The sequence below is a fragment of the Burkholderia sp. Bp9143 genome (assembly GCF_003853645.1).
In the GTDB taxonomy this organism is placed as follows: Bacteria; Pseudomonadota; Gammaproteobacteria; order Burkholderiales; family Burkholderiaceae; genus Burkholderia.
Genome location: NZ_QTPO01000004.1, coordinates 196,558 through 211,927, shown reverse-complemented (window position 1 = coordinate 211,927; position 15,370 = coordinate 196,558). Strand labels below are relative to the sequence as shown.

General features: G+C 68.7%; 15 protein-coding genes. 3 read left to right on the top strand and 12 right to left on the bottom strand.

All coding sequences use genetic code 11. From position 1 onward, the window contains the following. Positions 1-84 precede the first annotated feature (84 nt). The 4 genes from DIE23_RS04650 to DIE23_RS04635 all read right to left on the bottom strand — a co-directional run bounded on the left by DIE23_RS04650 (position 85) and on the right by DIE23_RS04635 (position 4,380). Positions 85-417: a sugar ABC transporter ATPase gene (locus DIE23_RS04650; RefSeq protein ID WP_124611048.1), complete on the bottom strand. Its 333-nt coding sequence runs from the start codon at positions 415-417 to the stop codon at positions 85-87. Positions 418-664: 247 nt separating this feature from the next. Then, entirely contained in the window at positions 665-994 is a 330-nt protein-coding gene (locus DIE23_RS04645) for a hypothetical protein (protein WP_124611022.1), read from the bottom strand. Positions 995-1,122: 128 nt separating this feature from the next. Then, a complete protein-coding gene (locus tag DIE23_RS04640; protein ID WP_124611021.1) occupies positions 1,123-2,043 on the bottom strand; it encodes a bestrophin family protein in 921 nt (306 codons plus the stop codon). A gap of 12 nt (positions 2,044-2,055) precedes the next feature. Beyond that, positions 2,056-4,380, bottom strand: coding sequence for an FdhF/YdeP family oxidoreductase (locus DIE23_RS04635; protein ID WP_124611020.1), 2,325 nt, complete (start codon positions 4,378-4,380; stop codon positions 2,056-2,058). A gap of 152 nt (positions 4,381-4,532) precedes the next feature. Between DIE23_RS04635 and DIE23_RS04625 the strand changes: the two genes are divergently transcribed. Further along, positions 4,533-5,954: a PLP-dependent aminotransferase family protein gene (locus DIE23_RS04625; protein ID WP_124611018.1), complete on the top strand. Its 1,422-nt coding sequence runs from the start codon at positions 4,533-4,535 to the stop codon at positions 5,952-5,954. A gap of 55 nt (positions 5,955-6,009) precedes the next feature. Here DIE23_RS04625 and DIE23_RS04620 read toward each other — a convergent pair whose 3' ends face one another. Further along, positions 6,010-7,251, bottom strand: coding sequence for a mechanosensitive ion channel family protein (locus DIE23_RS04620; protein ID WP_124611017.1), 1,242 nt, complete (start codon positions 7,249-7,251; stop codon positions 6,010-6,012). A 278-nt stretch (positions 7,252-7,529) separates the two neighbouring features. Between DIE23_RS04620 and DIE23_RS04615 the strand changes: the two genes are divergently transcribed. Then, entirely contained in the window at positions 7,530-9,248 is a 1,719-nt protein-coding gene (locus DIE23_RS04615; protein WP_124611016.1) for a SulP family inorganic anion transporter, read from the top strand. A gap of 29 nt (positions 9,249-9,277) precedes the next feature. On the opposite strand, the gene DIE23_RS04610 is transcribed toward DIE23_RS04615, so the two are convergent. Continuing rightward, positions 9,278-10,153 (bottom strand): LysR substrate-binding domain-containing protein, encoded by an 876-nt coding sequence (locus tag DIE23_RS04610; protein ID WP_124611015.1) that lies wholly within the window; start codon positions 10,151-10,153, stop codon positions 9,278-9,280. Between the two features lie 95 nt (positions 10,154-10,248). Here DIE23_RS04610 and DIE23_RS04605 point away from each other — a divergent pair, with 95 nt between their 5' ends. After that, positions 10,249-10,848: a LysE family translocator gene (locus DIE23_RS04605; protein ID WP_124611014.1), complete on the top strand. Its 600-nt coding sequence runs from the start codon at positions 10,249-10,251 to the stop codon at positions 10,846-10,848. A gap of 31 nt (positions 10,849-10,879) precedes the next feature. Here DIE23_RS04605 and DIE23_RS04600 read toward each other — a convergent pair whose 3' ends face one another. The 6 genes from DIE23_RS04600 to DIE23_RS04575 all read right to left on the bottom strand — a co-directional run bounded on the left by DIE23_RS04600 (position 10,880) and on the right by DIE23_RS04575 (position 15,361). Next, on the bottom strand, positions 10,880-12,334 hold the full coding sequence (locus tag DIE23_RS04600; protein ID WP_124611013.1) for a DHA2 family efflux MFS transporter permease subunit: 1,455 nt from the start codon (positions 12,332-12,334) through the stop codon (positions 10,880-10,882). After that, the gene (locus DIE23_RS04595) at positions 12,331-12,894 is read right to left on the bottom strand and encodes an isochorismatase family protein (RefSeq protein WP_124611012.1); all 564 of its coding nucleotides are present in this window, start codon (positions 12,892-12,894) and stop codon (positions 12,331-12,333) included. Before DIE23_RS04595 ends, DIE23_RS04600 begins: the two co-directional genes overlap by 4 nt. Before the next feature lie 69 nt (positions 12,895-12,963). After that, positions 12,964-13,419 carry a MarR family winged helix-turn-helix transcriptional regulator gene (locus tag DIE23_RS04590; RefSeq protein WP_124611011.1) on the bottom strand — a complete coding sequence of 152 codons (456 nt, stop codon included), beginning with the start codon at positions 13,417-13,419 and terminating at the stop codon, positions 12,964-12,966. A 146-nt stretch (positions 13,420-13,565) separates the two neighbouring features. Continuing rightward, entirely contained in the window at positions 13,566-13,802 is a 237-nt protein-coding gene (locus tag DIE23_RS04585) for a hypothetical protein (RefSeq protein WP_124611010.1), read from the bottom strand. 46 nt (positions 13,803-13,848) lie between these two features. Further along, a complete protein-coding gene (locus DIE23_RS04580; protein ID WP_124611009.1) occupies positions 13,849-14,928 on the bottom strand; it encodes a serine hydrolase in 1,080 nt (359 codons plus the stop codon). 196 nt (positions 14,929-15,124) lie between these two features. Then, positions 15,125-15,361: a hypothetical protein gene (locus tag DIE23_RS04575; protein ID WP_260435967.1), complete on the bottom strand. Its 237-nt coding sequence runs from the start codon at positions 15,359-15,361 to the stop codon at positions 15,125-15,127. Positions 15,362-15,370: the final 9 nt, after the last annotated feature.

The window sequence follows — 15,370 nt, the reverse complement described above, 5'->3', positions numbered from 1 at the left end:
GATGAAAAAATTCGACGGGCGCGCATGACGGCGCCCGGGAGAAGCGGCTTGCGGGCCGGGCAGGGCGCCCGGCACCGGCGGCGATCAGATCACGCAGCGCGCGATCGCGAAGCGCATCGCTTCCTCGGCCGGCTCGCTGCCCGAGCCGCGCACGACCTTGACGACCGAACCGTGGCCCGACGGCGTGAGCGTGACGAAGTACGCGCGCGACCCGACGGTGATGTCGGTCACGCCGTTGTGCTGCGACTGCTCGGTGCCGGACAGGCGGCTGTCGAGGCAATTGGCGATCGCGTGGGCCGGACGCGCCGACGACACGTAGATCATCGGCGCCGAACCGGACGCGGCCGAGTCGGACGAGGGCGCGGAACCGCAGGCGGCGAGCAGGGCGGCGGGAAGGAGCAGCAGGAATCGTTTCATGATCGGAATCGTCGTGTGTCTCGTGTCGAGGCTGGGGCGCGGGGTACGCGAAACGCGGAGCTTCGCGACGAAATCGCCGGAATCGTGCCGTTCTTGACGGTCGATGCGGGAGGCGGCTGACGTCGGAGTATACCCGCGGCACTTGACACGCAAGGCCTGCTGAAACGATTCGATACAACAACAAGCGCCCGCTGTCGCGCGGCGGCAGCGGGCGTTTCAAGCGATGGCGAATCGACGTTGGCCGGCGTTACTGGCCGATCTTGTGGCTGACCGCGTTTTCCTGCTGGTTCAGCACGTGCTTTTCGCTCTGCGTAATGTGGCCGCGATCCTGCGCGGCCATGTCCCGCTCTTCCTGGCGGATCTTACGGTCGTCACGGTGCAGGCGCGCGGCCTGGGCGTGCGACATCTCGCCTTCCTTCACTTCGTGATGGATCCGGCGATTCTGGTTGGCGAGGCGCTGGTTGACCTCTTCGCGGCGCGGATGCGCTTGCTGCCACGACGTTTCGGCGAACGCGGTGCCGCTGAGCACCGACATCAAGGTGGCGGCGATCGCGAGGTGGCGGGTAAGGGCTCGCATGACGTTTTCTCCTGTCGTTGTGCGCCACGAATCGTGGGCGCTTGTCGAAAAAACGCTGTGCGGGCCCAGGCTGTTGACGTTTCCGGCTGTATCGATTGCAAGTCTTTATTACGTCGGTGCCGGGTGTGTCAGGTGAGTCGATACGCCGGGCCCGGCGTCACTTCCGCCGGCAGCGGCTCGCGATTCAGTTCGAGCAGCGTGCGCTCGATTGTCCGCGTCATCGCATCGAGTGCGAGGTGGTTCGGCCCGTCGCCGAACGGCTCGGCGATCGCATGCGCGATCGCATCGAGGGCAATCAGCGTATAGGCGACGAACACGGTGACGAACGGCGTCGCCGCGCCGATCGAATCGACGAGGCCGAACGGCAGCAGCACGCAGTACGCGTAGATGGTCCGGTGCAGCAGCACGTCGTACGAGAACGGGATCGGCGTCGATGCGATGCGCTCGCAGCCGCTCACCATCGACACGAGATCGTCGAGGCGCGCGTCGAGCATCCATAGCCGCGTATCGGCGAGTTGGCCCGCATCGGCGCGTGCGGCGAAGGCTTCGCGCAGTTCATGGACGATCGCGATCGGCGCGAACCGGGCGGGGACGATGCGCGTGTACGTCCCGCCGTCGAGCAGCGGGCGCAGGTCCGCCGCCGCATCGGTGCCGCGCAGCTGATGCTTCAGCGCATGGACGAACGCGACGACCTTGCGCACGAACGCCCGCCGCGCGGCGTCGTCGTCGTCGATCGCGCCGTAGCAGAGCGCCTGCGACACCAGCGTGCGCGTGGCGGTCAGCACGCCGCCCCACAGTTGGCGTCCCTCGCGGTAGCGTTCGTAGCTCGCGTTGTTGCGAAACCCCGCGAAGATCGCGAGCGTGAGGCCGATCAGCGTGAACGGCGTCGGATTCAGCGGCACCTTCTCGCCGAGCACGCGGCCGCCGCCCCACACCGCGACGAGGCTGATCGCGAGCGTCAGCACGAGCTGCGGCAGGATGGTCGGCAGCACCGACCCGTTCCAGACGAGCAGCATCCGCAGCCAGTGCTCGCGCGGCCGAACGATCATCGCGGCGCTCCGTCAGGCAGCAGCCGACGCCGGCGCGGCCGCGCGGTGCAGCAGCACGGGCACCGACTTCGACGTCGGCGTGTTGCACACGTCGCCGACGCTGTCGAGCGGCACCAGCGGGTTGGTTTCCGGGTAGTACGCGCCGATGCAGCCGCGCGGGATGTCGTATTCGACGAGCAGGAAGCCGTCCGCGCGCCGCTCGATGCCGTCGTGCCATACGGTTTCCATGTCGACCCAGTCGCCGGCCTGCAGGCCGAGCATCGCGAGGTCGTCGCGATTGACGAACACCACGCGGCGCTGGCCGAACACGCCGCGATAGCGGTCGTCGAGCCCGTAGACAGTCGTGTTGTACTGGTCGTGCGAGCGCGTCGTCATCAGCGTCATCAGGCGCTCGCCGTGCAGCGCGCGGGCGCGCTGGATCGGCGTGTCGGTCGGCAGCGCGTGCGCGATGAAGTTCGCCTTGCCCGTCGGCGTCAGCCATTCGCGGTCGCGCGACGCGACACGCAGGTGGAAGCCGCCCGGCCGCGCGATGCGCGTGTTGTAGTCGTCGAAGCCGTCGAGGGTCGCCTCGATCGCGTCGCGGATCTTCGCGTAGTCGTCCTTGTACGCGAGCCAGTCGATCTTGCCGCTGCCGAACAGCGCGTGGCCGATGTGCGCGACGATCGCGGGCTCCGACATCAGGTTCGGCGACGCCGGCTTGTTCATCCCGTACGACACGTGGACCATGCTCATCGAATCCTCGACCGTCACGCCCTGCGCGACGTTGTCCTGCAGGTCGATCTCGGTGCGGCCGAGCGTCGGCAGGATCAGCGCGTCACGGCCGTGGATCAGGTGGCTGCGGTTCAGCTTGGTCGTGATGTGCACGGAGAGATCGCAGCGGCGCATGCCTTCCCACGTGCGCGGCGTGTCGGGCGTCGCCATCGCGAAGTTGCCGCCGAGGCCGATCAGCACCTTCACGTGGCCTTCGCGCATCGCTTCGATCGTTTCGACGACGTCGTAGCCGTGGTGACGCGGCGGCTCGAAGTCGAACACGTGGCCGAGCCGGTCGAGGAACGCCTGCGACGGCTTTTCCTCGATGCCGACCGTGCGGTTGCCCTGCACGTTCGAGTGGCCGCGCACCGGGCACAGGCCCGCGCCGGGGCGGCCGATGTTGCCGCGCATCAGCATCAGGTTCGTCAGCATCTGCACGGTCGCGACCGAATGCTTGTGCTGCGTGATGCCCATCCCCCACGTCGCGATCACGCGCTCGCTGCGCGCATAAAGCTGCGCGAGGCCGTCGATCTGCTCGTACGGCACGCCGCTTTCGGCCGTCAGCGCGGACCAGCTTTCGTTGCGCAGGTCGTCGGCGAACGCGTCGAAGCCGGCCGTGTGCTCGCCGATGAACGCGGTGTCGAGCACGCGCGGCGCACCGGCGGCGCGCGCGGCATCGTCGAGTTCGAGCACGCGCTTCGCCATTCCCTTGATCAGCGCGAAATCGCCGCCGATCGTCGGCTGGATGAAGGTCGACGCGATCGTGGTGCCCGACATCGTCAGCATTTCGAGCGGGCTTTGCGGATCGGCGAAGCGTTCGAGCCCGCGTTCCTTCAGCGGGTTGATCGACACGATCGTCGCGCCGCGCTTCGCGCATTCGCGCAGCTCGCCCATCATCCGCGGATGGTTGGTCGCCGGGTTCTGGCCGAAGATCAGCAGCGTGTCTGCGTGCTCGAAATCGTCGAGCGTGACGGTGCCCTTGCCGACGCCGACCGATACGGGCAGCCCGCGGCTCGTCGCCTCGTGGCACATGTTCGAGCAGTCGGGGAAGTTGTTCGTGCCATACCGCCGCACCAGCAGCTGGTACAGGAACGCCGCCTCGTTGCTCGCGCGGCCGGACGTGTAGAACGCGGCCTGGTTCGGGTCCGGCAGCGCGCGCAGGTGGCGCGCGATCAGCTCGAACGCGTCGTCCCACGCGATCGGCACGTAGCGATCGGTCCGCGCGTCGTACACCATCGGGTCGGTCAGGCGGCCGTGCTGTTCGAGCTCGAAATCCGTCTGCTCGAGCAACGCCGTGACCGTGTGCGCGGCGAAGAATTCGGGCGTCACGCGCTTGCTCGTCGCTTCGGCGGCCACGGCCTTCACGCCGTTCTCGCAGAATTCGAACGTCGATGCGTGCTGGCGGTCCGGCCACGCGCAGCCCGGGCAGTCGAAGCCGTCCGGCTGGTTCTGGCGCAGCAGCGTGCGGTAGTTGCCGCCGGCGACCTTTTCCTTGATCAGGTTGATCGTGACGGCTTTCAGCGCGCCCCAGCCGGCAGCCGGGTGGGTGTACGGTTCGATGCGCGCGGCGGCGGATTTCTTTTTCATGATGGGTGTGTCGGGGTCGATGCACGGAGAGTACGCGCGGCGCTCCGGTCACTGTGTGTACACCTTTCGGCTTCAAAAAAGAGTACAGTTGCGGCCATTCGGGCAGTGCGGGCCACAACTGTGTTGTTGAAGGGAAGTTGAAAGGGAGGCGCGTGAAGCGTTACGAACAACTGGCCGACGATCTGCAGGCGCAGATCGAGCGCGGCGTGTACCGGCCGGGCGAGCGGATACCGTCGGTGCGCCAGGCGGGCCGGCAGCAGCAGCTCAGCGTCACGACCGTGCTGCGCGCGTATCTCGTGCTGGAGAGCCGCGGCTTGATCGAGAGCCGGCCGCAGTCGGGCTACTTCGTGCGGGCGCGCGCCACGGCGCCGGCCGAGGCCGAGCTGCACGTGTCGGCGCCGGCCGCCGAGCCGTCGGCGGTGGACGTGAGCCGGCTCGTGCTGTCGACGCTGCGCTCGATCTCGCGCGACGACGCGGTGCCGCTCGGCTCGCCGTATCCCGACGCGTCGCAGTTTCCGGTGCAGCGTCTTGCGCGCTACGCGCAGGCGATCGGGCGGCGCCGCACGCGCTGGGGCGTGATCGACGACCTGCCGCCCGGCAACCAGGAGCTGATCCGCCAGATCGCGCGGCGCTACGCGGAGCGCGGGATCCCGGTCGAGCCGGGCGAGATCGTGGTGACGATCGGCGCGACCGAGGCGATCAACCTGTGCCTGCAGGCGGTCGCCAGGCCCGGCGACACGATCGCGGTGGAGTCGCCGACGTTCTACGCGATGCTGCACGCGATCGAGCGGATGGGCATGCGCGCGCTGGAGGTGGCGACCCATCCGGGCGACGGCATCGATCTCGATGCGCTCGAACGGATCCTCGCGCGCGAGCGCATCGCCGCGTGCATGGTGATGCCGAATTTCCAGAATCCGCTCGGCTTCCAGATGCCCGATGCGCGCAAGCGCGCGCTCGTCGAGCTGCTCGCGAAGCACGGCGTGCCCGCGATCGAGAACGACGTCTATCACGAGCTGAATTTCGGCGACACGACGCCGAGCGCGCTGAAGTCGTACGACCGCGACGGGCTCGTGCTGCATTGCGCGTCGTTCACGAAAAGCCTGTCGCCGCGCTACCGGATCGGCTGGGCGATGCCGGGCCGCTACCGCGACCAGGTCGAGAAGCTGAAATTCCTGAACACGCTCGCGACGCCCGCGATCGAGCAGCTCGCGATCGCCGAATATTTGAAGCACGACGGCTACGATTTCCACCTGCGGCGGATGCGCAAGCAGTATGCGCAGCAGGCGAGCCTGATGAGCGCGATGGTGCGGCGTTTCTTCCCGGCGGGCACGCGGCTGTCGCAGCCGCAGGGCGGGTACGTGCTGTGGATCGAGCTGCCGCCGCGGGTCGACGCGATGAAGCTGTATGCGCTCGCGCTCGCGCAGGGGATCACGATCGGGCCCGGCCACATGTTCTCGGCGACCGCCGATTACCGGCACTTCATCCGGCTCAACTACAGCTATCCGTGGTCGCGGCAGATCGAGGACGCGCTGAAGGTGGTGGGGCGGCTCGCGTCCGAGTGCGCGGGGCGGTGAGCGCCACAATGTGGTGATGCACGCGGCGGCCCGTTGCAGGCCGCCGCGGCAAGCATTACCGCGCGGGCGGCGCCTGCAGTTCGGCTTGCGCCGCGCCGGCCATCCGGCGCATGTCGAAGCCCGACGGGTGCTGGTACACGCGCAGCCCGAACTCCGGCAGCACCGCGATCAGGTGATCGAACAGGTCGGACTGGATTGCCTCGTAATCGACCCAGGTCGTCGTGTCGGTGAAGCAGTACAGTTCGAGCGGAATGCCTTCGGCCGTCAGCGGCAGCTGGCGCGCCATGCTCGTCATGTCGCGGCGAATCCGCGGATGGCCCTTCAGGTAGTTCGCGACGTACGCGCGGAACGTGCCGAGATTCGTCAGCTGACGGCGGTTCGCCGGGCATTCGCCGGCCGCGCCGAGCGTGCCGTTCCATTGTTCGATCGCGTCGACCTTGTCTTCCAGGTAGTCCTTCAACAGCGTCAGGCGTTCGAGCCGTTCGATCTCGTCGTTGCCGAGAAAGCGCACGCTCGTCGCGTCGATGAACAGCGCGCGCTTGATGCGGCGCCCGCCGGCCTCGGTCATCCCGCGCCAGTTCTGGTAGCTCTCGGTGATCAGCTTCCACGTCGGCACCGTGATGATCGTGTGATCGAAGTTCGCGACCTTGACCGTGTTCAGCGTGATGTCGATGACGGTGCCGTCCGCGCCGGCCGACGGCATCGTGATCCAGTCGCCGATCCGCAGCATGTCGTTCGACGACAGCTGCACGCCGGCGACGAGGCCGAGCAGCGTGTCCTTGAAGATCAGCATCAGCACCGCCGACATCGCGCCGATGCCCGACAGCAGCAGGCCGATCTGCTTGCCGGTCGCGTCGCCGATCACGACGAGCGCGGCCGTGATGAACATCACGAGCTTGACGAGCTGCATCGCGCCTTTCAGCGACAGGCGCGGCTGGTCGCGCCGGCTCGTGCGATGCGCGTGTTCGAGCGCGGACAGCGTCGCGCTGATCGTCATCGACACCAGGAACACGATCAGCGCGAACAGCACCTTGTCGGCGGCGCGTGCGGCCACGGCCGGGATGTCGGGCACGGCGCCGAGCCCGAGCTTGATCACGACGAACGGCACGATGCGGGTCAGCCACTTGAATGCGCCGAACTCGAACAGCGCGTCGTCGATGCGGGTGGCCGACAGCCGCGCGAGGCGCGCGACCACGCGAAACAGCAGGAAATGGACGGCGGCCGCGATCGCGCCGGCGGCGGCGAGCAGGATGAGGATGCCGACGAGCGGCGCAAACCAGGATTCGTTCAGGGTCATAAGGGCAGGCAGGGTCCTTCTCGTGCGTTGAATCTGCGCCGCGATGCGGCGCGCGCCCGGTGAAGGGCACATGAAAGGGACCGTGATTGTGCCATCGGGCTCCGGCCGGATGCCGCGAATGCATGACATAGGGATCCCGAACATTCTCACCGTTGCGCGGATGTTCCTTGTGTCCTCGTGTTCACGCCGCGCAACACACTGTGCACTTGCCACGCGATACCCGCTCGGGGCACGATGAGCGAACGGCTTCGCGAACCCCGCTTCCACGTCATTCACGCATGCAAGATTCCAACGAAACCCGGCCGTCGCGCATGAGGCTGCTGAAGGGCATTCTGCCGATTCGCCGCGCGTCAGCCGTCCGCGACGTGTTCGCGGGCATCTCGCTCGCGTCGATGGATATCCCGCAGGTGCTCGGCTATGCGCGCATCGCCGGCATGCCGGCCGTGACGGGCCTCTATACCGTGTTCCTGCCGCTGATCGCGTTCGCGTGCTTCGGCGCGTCGCGCCATCTGGTGGTGGCCGCCGACTCCGCGACCGCGACCATTTTCGCGAGCCGCCTGTCGTCGATGGCGCCGGCGGGCAGCGCCGAGTACGTGGCGCTGGCCGGCATGGTCGCGCTGCTGACCGCAGCGATGCTGTTGCTCGCGCGCATCTTCAAGCTGGGCTTTCTCGCCGATTTCCTGTCGCGCACGGTGCTGGTCGGCTTCCTCGCGGGCGTCGGCGTGCAGGTGTCGATCGCGATGCTCGGCGACATGCTTGGCTTGTCCGTGCCGTATCCGGCATCGCGCAGCGTCGCCCAGCTCGATTACGTCGTCACGCATGCCGTGCACGCGCACCGGCCGACGCTCGCGCTCGCGGTGCTCGTCGTCGTCGCGATCCTCGCGTGCAAGCGCTTCCTGCCGCGCGTGCCGATGCCGATGATCGCCGTGGCGGGCAGTATTGCCGCGAGCCATTCGTTCGGCTTCGCCGCGCAGGGCATCGCGGTGCTCGGGCCCGTCGCGGGCGGCTTGCCGCCGCTGCGCTGGCCTTCCGTCACGTGGCAGCAGTTCCTCGATCTCGTGCCGGTCGCCGCGTCGTGCTTCGTGATGATCATCGCGCAGAGCGCGGCGGCGGCCCGCGTGTTCGCGCAGCAGTACGGCGAGGACGTCGACACCAATGCCGACATCCTCGGGCTCGCGGCCGCGAACGCGGCGGCGGCGGTGGGCGGCGCGTTCGTCGTCAACGGCAGCCCGACGCAGACCGCGATGGCCGACGGCGCGGGCGTGCGCAGCCAGATCGGGCATCTGGCGTTCGCCGCGGTCGTCGCGGTGGTGCTGCTGTTCCTGAGTTCGACGCTGCAGTACCTGCCGCATGCGGTGCTGGCCGGCATCGTGTTCACGATCGCACTCGGGCTGATCAACGTGCGCAGCCTCGCGGCGATCCGCAAGGAAAGCCCCGGCGAATTCACGCTGGCGCTCGTCACCGCCGCGGCCGTCGTGACGGTCGGCGTCGAGCACGGGATCCTGCTGGCCGTTGCGTTGTCGCTGATGCGGCACGTGCGCCACAGCTACCAGCCGCACACGATGGTGCTCGAAGCCGGCGAAGGCAACGGGCGGTGGCTGCCGGTGCCGGCCCGACCGGGCGCGATCACGGCGCCGGGGCTGATCGTCTACCGGTTCGGCTCCGACCTGTTCTTCGCGAACGACAATCTGTTCGCCGCCGAAGTAACCGAGCTCGTCGATGCATCGCCGGTTCCGCTGCGCTGGTTCATCGTGGACGCGGGCGCGATCACCGATCTCGATTACTCGGCCGCGCGGACCCTCACCGATCTCGTCAAGGCGCTGCACGCGCGCCGGATCGGCGTGCTGTTCGGGCGCGTGAACCGTTATCTGCACGCGGACATGGAGCGCCACCGGATCACGGAGATCGTCGGCGCGTCGTGCATCTTCCCGACGCTGCACCAGGCGCTGGAAGCGGCGGGCGTGACGCCGGCGCAGCAGGAGCCGGGTGTCACGTAGCGGGAGCGCGCTATTAGCGTGAACAGGTCCTAGGCGGCCGCGCGCCCGCGCGCGAAGCCGTTGCGCAGGTGGCGGGCCAGTTCCGCCGCGGCCGGCGCGTGCTGGCCGCGCGGCAGATGGAGATTGATCGCGAAGTTCGGCAGGGCGGGCAGGCCGCTGTCGGCCGGCAGGATGTCGAGATCGGCCGGCACGGTGGACGCGAGCCAGACGGTCACCGCGAGATCGGAGCGCACGGTCGCGACCGTTGCGTCGATGCTGCCGTTCTCGAACACGGTGCGCCACGCGCGATCGCATGCATGCAGCGCGTCGAGCACGGTCGGGCGGAACGCACAGGTCCGGTCGACCATCGACACGGGCAGCGGCGTCTGCAGATGGGCGGTGCCGCCTTTCGCGCCGACCCAGACGAGACGGTCGACGGCGACGCATTCGCCGCGCGACGGCCCGACCGGCGCCTCGATCAATGCGACGTCGATCTCGCCCTGCCTGAGCGCCTTGCGCAGTTCCGGCGACGCTGCGCACACGAGCGACAGCGCGACGTGCGGATGCGCGTGCGCATAGCCTTTCAGGATCGGTGCGAGACAGCTGCCGACGAGATCCTGCGGCGCGCCGATGCGCACGGCGCCTTCCATCGCACCGGCCGTCATGTCGGTCAGCAGCGCGTCGTGCGCGGCGAGCAGCCGGCGTGCCTGCCCGAGCAGACGCTCGCCGTCCGCCGTGAGCAGCAGGTTGCGATGCTCGCGCACGAACAGCGGGCCGGACAGCGTTTCGAGCCGCGCGACCTGCTGGCTGACCGCGCCTTGCGTCAGGTGCAGTGCGCGGCTCGCCGCCGTCATGCTGCCGTGATCGGCGACCGTGACGAAGGCGCGAAGCAGGGCGATGTCGAGGTTGCGTGTCATGGTTCGCATTATGAATGCTAATGGCAGGAATCAAGACCTTTCGCTGTCGTAATGCATGGATCGCGGGTAAAACGGGGTTTCGACGACACGAAACGGGAGCCCGCGTGCCGCTTCAAGACTATTTGCCGCTGATGCTGTTCGTGATCGTGTCCACGGTGACGCCGGGTGGCGCGACGACGCTCGCAACTGCATCGGGCGCGCATTTCGGCTATCGGCGTTCGTTGCCGATGATGACGGGCATCGCGGCCGGCCTGGCGTCGATGGCGGCCGCCGCTGCGGCCGGGCTGGGCAGTGTGTTGCTGGCGCTGCCCGCGCTGCAGTTCGCGATGAAGGTGCTCGGCTCGCTGTATCTGCTGTGGCTGGCCACGCGCATCGCGCGCGGCGGCAAGCCCGGCGTCGACGCGGCCGTGCAGCGTCCGCAAGGGTTCGTGAGCGGCGTATGGATGCTGTGGCACAACCCGAAGGGCTGGGCGATGACACTCGGCGCGGCTGCATCGTTCGCCGCGCTTGCGTCCGGCCCCGTGAGACTCGGCGCCTTGCTCGGGCTGGCGTTCGGCGTGGCGGCGATGGCGTCGCTGTCGCTCTGGTGTTGTGCCGGGCTGCTGTTCGCGCGCGTGCTTCGCACGGAGCGGCAGTGGCGTTGCGTGAATGCCGGGTTGGGCATCCTGCTCGCGGCGTCGATCCTGCCGATGTGGTTGCAATAGCGGGGCTGCGTGCGCGACGCAGCCCCGGCACTCAGCGCGAACCGGCCCGCGCGGCCCCCGCCGGCCGTCCGCCAGCACCGCTCGACCATCGCGGCAGTCGCAGCGTCGTCGCGAAGCTCGCCGCATGCAGCGCGCAAAGCAGCCCGAACGCCCACGCGTAGGCGGCCCCGTGCGTGCCGCCCGTCGTTGCCGATTCGACTTGCAGCCGCCATGCGAGAAACAGCGTGCACATCGTCGTGAACGTCGGGCCGCCGAGGCGCTGGACGATATTGAGCGACGTCGTCGCCATCGGCAGGTTGCGCCGTTCGACCGACGCATACGCGGCGGAAATCGACGGTGCACCGATCGCGCTCTGGCCCATCCCGCGCAGAAACAGCGCGGGCATCAGCACGTAGGGATCGTAGCCGGCCAGCGCGAGATACACGAACGGCAGCGTCGCGGCGAGCGCGAGCACCGCGCCGGCGGCGGCCAGCCGGCGCACGCCTAACCGGCTGGTCAGCGCGCCCATCGACGGATAGGTGACGAGCATGCCGAGCCCGAGCGGCGCCAGCAGCCAGCCCATCTCGCCGGGCGAGCGGCCGCACGCTTCGATCAGGAATACCGGAATCAGCATCTGGCCCGCGTAGATCGCCCCGTTCGACAGGAACTGCGTGGCGGCGGCCGCGCCGAACACGCGCGAGCGAAACAGCGCGAGGTCGATCAGCGCCTGCTCGCCTTTGCGCCGCTCGACGCGCAGGAACGCGGCGAGCAGCAGTACCGAACCCGCGATCGCGGCGAGGCCAGACACGGCGTCGATCCGCTCGGCGCCGTACAGGAACAGCACGAGCGCCGGCGACAGCAGCGCGAGGCCGACCCAGTCGAGCTCGCGCCGCTGCGCGTCCTCGCGGTCGCCGGGCAGGAACCACACGGCCAGCGCAAGCGCCAGCGCGCCGACCGGCAGGTTGACGAGAAACAGCCAGCGCCACGATGCGTGCTGCAGGATCGCGCCGGCGACGACCGGCCCGAGGATCGGTGCGATGAGCACGGGCACGGCCGCATAGCCGATCACGCGTGCCATCTGCTGGCCGGCCACGCGCGCGATCATCATCTGCGCCATCGGCGCAAGCAGCCCGCCGCTGACGCCTTGCAGCACGCGGAACGCGATCAGCGACGGCGCGGACCATGCGAGCCCGCACAGCGCCGACGTCAGCGTGAACGCGGAGAAACACCACAGGTACAGCGCTTTCGCGCCGATGCGGTCGACCAGCCAGCCGTTCAGCGGCAACACGAGCGTGAGCGCGAGCAGATAGCCGCTCGTCACCCACTGGATCGTCGACAGGCTCGCGTGCAGGTCGGTCGCGAGGCTCGACAGCGAGACGTTGACGATCGTCGCATCGAGCTGCGACAGCAGCGAGCCGAGCGTCGCGACCGCGCTGACTTTCCAGATGGACGGGTCGAGCCGGCCGGCCGCATGGCCCGGCGCCGGCTGCGCGCGTTGGTCGCTCACGCGCCGCGCCGGTCGAGCAGCGCGAGGATCTCGTGCGTCGAACCCGTCTCGCCGAGACGCGGGAACAGCCGTTCGACGCTGTTCGTGTGCGCGTCCGCGTTGAGGTCGGTCATCGCGTCGACCGCGAGCGTCACGTTGTAGCCGAGTTCGTGCGCCTGGCGGGCCGTCGATTCGACGCCGATGCTGGTCGCGATGCCGGTCAGCACGATCTGCGTGACACCGGCCCCTTTCAGGTGCGCGTCGAGATCGGTGCCGGTAAACGCGCCCCAGGTTTTCTTCGTCACGATGTGGTCGCCCGGCTGGCGGTTCAGTTCGGGCACGAGTTCGGCCCAGTCGGCGGGGAACGGATCCTTGCGCGGCGGCAGTTGCGTCCGGCCCGGCGCGCCGCCGTCGACGTTGACGAGCACGACCGGCAGGCCGCGGCTGCGGAATGCGTCGAGCAGTTCGCGCGTGCGCTCGATCACCGGGCCGGCCGGGTGGGAGGTGGGCAGCGTGACGATGCCCTTTTGCAGGTCGATGACGACGAGTGCCGTATGCGTGTCGAGACGGGTTGTGCTCATGAGGCGAATGCTCCGTGAATCGGGCGAAGGGGTGCGTGCGCGCGGATGCCGCGCGGCACGCAGGCGGGGTCACTGGTCGCCGATGCGCCGGATCAGCGGAATCGCGGCGGCGAGCGTGCGGATGTCGTCGGGGTCGAGCTTCTCGATCGCGGCGCCGAGCCACTTGTGCTTCGCGGTGTCGCGCTTGCGCCGTGCTGCCAGGCCGGCCGCGGTCAGCAGGAACAGGATCTGGCGGCCGTCGGTCGGATGCGGCTCGCGTTCGACGAGCCCGTCTTCCTCGAGGCTCGCGAGAATCGCTTTCATCGACTGCGGCTTCATCGCCTCGGCGCGGGCGAGATCGGCGGTCGTCATCGGGCCCTGTCGTTCGAGCCGCGCGAGCGCGCTCGTCTGCGACATGCCGAGCCCTTCGGACTCGATCTCGGAGCGCAGCCGGCGGATCAACTGGCCGACCGCGAGGGTCAGATCGGCGGCGACCGTGTCGGCGGAAACGCCGGGTGTGCGTGGTGGTGTCATGCGGCGGATCATAGAACACGACAGTTAAACTTGCAAGTTTAACTGTCGAATTGAGCGGGGATTCGCGATGTACGATGCGTCGGTGCGACCGGGTGGAACAGCGGGCGATGGCGCCGCACGCGCCGGTTTGCGGGTTGCCGGCGGTATGCGGCGGGGTGTTACGTGCGGTGCGGCAATGGAATCGCCACGACGTCGTTGTACTTCGGCGACGCATCCTCGTGCAGCAGGTCGCCGAGATATTGCGCGAGTTCGTCCGCGGGGAGCGCGGACGGAATCTGCAGGTTGGCCGGCCGCCGCTTGCCTTCGGTGCCGAGATCGAACACGGCCCAGCGGCCGTTCGTCCGCACGACGGCGAGCAGGCGTCCGAACGCGTTGAAACGGTATTCGTCCTGCATGGCATCGCTCCTTCTTCGATGAGCGCGCCGGCCGCGCGCGTCGTGTTTACTGGATCGAGCAGGTCAGCCAGCGATGGATCTTCAGCGCATCGCTCGACACGCCGGCGCGCGTCGGTGCGCCGAGCAGCACGACCGTTTCGCGGCGGCCGTTCACGCGCATGCGCATCACGACCCCGTGCCCCGATTCGTTGATGAAGCCGGTCTTCTGCAGTCGGATCGGCAGGCGGCCGTAGCGCACGAGCGGATCGGAGTTCACGTACAGCAGCTCGCCGTCGCCGGCCTGCACGGTGGTCGACGTGTCCGTCGAGAAATAGCGGATCAGCGGATCCTGCGCGGCCGCGCCGACGAGCCGCGCGAGATCCTCGGCGGTCGACACGTTGCGCGGCGACAGGCCGGTCGGTTCGTGGAAACGGGTATGGCGCATCCCGAGCCGGCGCGCCTCGCGGTTCATCGCCTTCACGAACGCGGCGCGACCGCCCGGATAGTCGCGGCTCAGCGCGGCGGCCGCGCGATTTTCCGACGACATCAGCGCGATATGGAACATCTGGCGGCGCGACAGTTCGGCACCGATCGGCAGCCGCGAACCGGTGAACTTGATCGTGTCGCGATCGCGTGAAGTGACGCGCAGCACGCCGTTCAGCGGCCGGTCCGCGTCGCGCGCGACGACGGCGGTCATCAGCTTCGAGATCGACGCGATCGGCCGCACCGTGCGTGCGTTGCGGGCCAGCAGCGGCGTGCCGGAGTCGACGTCGAGCACATAGGCCGCGCGTGCGTGCAGCGAGCGCACCGCGCGCGGGCTGTAGCCGCAGCTCGCGAGCAGGCGCGGCTTCGCGGCGGGGCGCGGGCGAACCGCGTTCGTGCGTTTCGCGCGCCGGTGTTGCGGCGCGGGCGCCACGTGATGCCTGATCGCATGGTGCTTCGCACGCGGGCGGTGGTGCTTGACGGCCTTGTTCTTGCGGTGGGCGGGTTTCTTCTTGACGACTTTCGCATGTGCATGCGGCGGCGCGATGCGATGCGGCTGTGCGCGCTGCGCGGACGCGTTCGTCGCGAACGCGAGTGTCAGGAACGAGAGGGCGATGATCAGGGTGGTCCGGGCGCGAGGCAGGCGCGCGATGAGGCCGGTCAAGCGAAAGTCTCCTTTTCACGCGCGTTGCGGCAGCGCGAAATGCGTGGGCGGTCAGCGGGTGCGGGAAATTATACGGTCGATCGCGTGGCGATGACGATGGATGTGCGCGCAACGATGCGTGATGCGGGCGGATTCCTGCTGTTTCTTGCGGAGGGGCGAGCGCGTGCGTTCGACGGAGGGCGCCTGGTGCGTCGATTCAGCGCGGCCAGTTCCGCCGCGACACGACCGCGAAGCTGATCGCGATCGATCCGGTGGCCGCACGCGGCGGCGCGTCGTCCAGCGCTTCGCCGAAGCGGAAGCGGCGGCTGCGTCCGTCGGCGCGCACGGCACGACGCTCGGGCGCCGGTGCGTCGGGCGCGGCACGGTTTTCGCCGGCGACGACCGGGTCGCAAGGCATATCGGTCAGGCACGCGGTCGCATGATCAAGAGGCATGACAGTGAA

Bases quoted from the DNA above. Each gene is read 5' to 3' on its own strand.
- DIE23_RS04650 (WP_124611048.1), bottom strand. From the start codon at position 417: ATGAAACGATTCCTGCTGCTCCTTCCCGCCGCCCTGCTCGCCGCCTGC.
- DIE23_RS04645 (WP_124611022.1), bottom strand. From the start codon at position 994: ATGCGAGCCCTTACCCGCCACCTCGCGATCGCCGCCACCTTGATGTCG.
- DIE23_RS04640 (WP_124611021.1), bottom strand. From the start codon at position 2,043: ATGATCGTTCGGCCGCGCGAGCACTGGCTGCGGATGCTGCTCGTCTGG.
- DIE23_RS04635 (WP_124611020.1), bottom strand. From the start codon at position 4,380: ATGAAAAAGAAATCCGCCGCCGCGCGCATCGAACCGTACACCCACCCG.
- DIE23_RS04620 (WP_124611017.1), bottom strand. From the start codon at position 7,251: ATGACCCTGAACGAATCCTGGTTTGCGCCGCTCGTCGGCATCCTCATC.
- DIE23_RS04615 (WP_124611016.1), top strand. From the start codon at position 7,530: ATGCAAGATTCCAACGAAACCCGGCCGTCGCGCATGAGGCTGCTGAAG.
- DIE23_RS04610 (WP_124611015.1), bottom strand. From the start codon at position 10,153: ATGCGAACCATGACACGCAACCTCGACATCGCCCTGCTTCGCGCCTTC.
- DIE23_RS04595 (WP_124611012.1), bottom strand. From the start codon at position 12,894: ATGAGCACAACCCGTCTCGACACGCATACGGCACTCGTCGTCATCGAC.
- DIE23_RS04590 (WP_124611011.1), bottom strand. From the start codon at position 13,419: ATGATCCGCCGCATGACACCACCACGCACACCCGGCGTTTCCGCCGAC.
- DIE23_RS04585 (WP_124611010.1), bottom strand. From the start codon at position 13,802: ATGCAGGACGAATACCGTTTCAACGCGTTCGGACGCCTGCTCGCCGTC.
- DIE23_RS04575 (WP_260435967.1), bottom strand. From the start codon at position 15,361: ATGCCTCTTGATCATGCGACCGCGTGCCTGACCGATATGCCTTGCGAC.